Origin of the sequence: uncultured Leptotrichia sp., assembly GCF_938036635.1 — a bacterium.
Classification (GTDB): Bacteria; Fusobacteriota; Fusobacteriia; order Fusobacteriales; family Leptotrichiaceae; genus Leptotrichia; species Leptotrichia hongkongensis.
Map to the genome: position 1 here is coordinate 1 of NZ_CALHQO010000106.1, position 1,127 is coordinate 1,127.

Here is a 1,127-nt window from a genome sequence, read left to right on the forward strand (position 1 = left end):
TCAATAAGTTTGTATATATTCTTATTGTCATTTAAAAAATTAAGTGGTATATTTCGTCTATTAACCAGTCTTATAACTTTAAAGCCATTTGGACTTATATCATTCAGTTTTCTTCCTGCATAATAAACATTTTTTTTATCGTATGAAAAATCTTCATCTTCTACAATAGTAAAACTATTTTTATCTACATCCTGTAACTGCACAACATTATATCCTGCATAATAAACATTATTTTTGTCTTTAGAATAATCACTATTTTCCATTACTTCAAAAGTATCTTTATCAGCATTTTTTATAACCTTGAAATATCCATGCTTTTCATCTGACGTTACTGCATATACATTTTCATCATCTTTTCCATAAAGAATACGTTTATCATCTGAAGCTTTTATTGGTTCAAATTTTTCAGGATTTTTTATATTCACTTTTTCTCCCAAATAGTAGATTTCATTTCCATTTTTAATCAAATCACTATCCAAAACTTTAAAATCTTTTTCATTTATTTTCCCAAGATTTTTAACATCTCCAAAGTAATAATACAGGTTATTCTTATCTCTGGCATAATTTGTTTCAGGGATTCTTCTAAAAGTTTGAGGATCTGCATCTTTTATAATGTCTACTGCAGCATACACATTTTTATCATCCTTTGAATACATTCCATCCCCAATTATTTTAAATGTTTTTGGATTCGCACCTTCAATTTTTTCTCCTGAATAATAGACTGAATTTTTATCTTTTGCATAACTATGGTCTCCTTCCAGAACTACAAATGAATTTACATCTGCATTTGAAATTTTGTCTGAATCATAATACACATTTTTATCATCTTTTGAATAATATTCATTCAAAACTTTTATTGTTTTTGAATTTGCTCCATTTATTTTGTGAATCCATTCATTAATTGGCCTATAAACATTATTTTTATCTTTTGAATAATAGTTTGGCAGCACTTCAAAAGTTTTACTGTCTACATCTTCAAACGATTTATTTCCTGAAAAATAAACACTTTTATCATCTTTTGCATATTTATCATTCAATATTTTAAATGTATTCAAATCCACATTTTCAACTTTAAATTCTGAATCATCTTCTTCAGAAAATTTATAATAAATTTCATTATTCCTTTT

At 25.6% G+C, this 1,127-nt stretch carries 1 protein-coding gene; it reads right to left on the reverse strand.

Going from position 1 to position 1,127, the window contains the following annotated elements; genetic code table 11:
• Positions 1–1,127: DKNYY domain-containing protein (locus Q0370_RS01975; RefSeq protein WP_299571390.1), on the reverse strand; the 1,127-nt coding region annotated here is incomplete at both ends.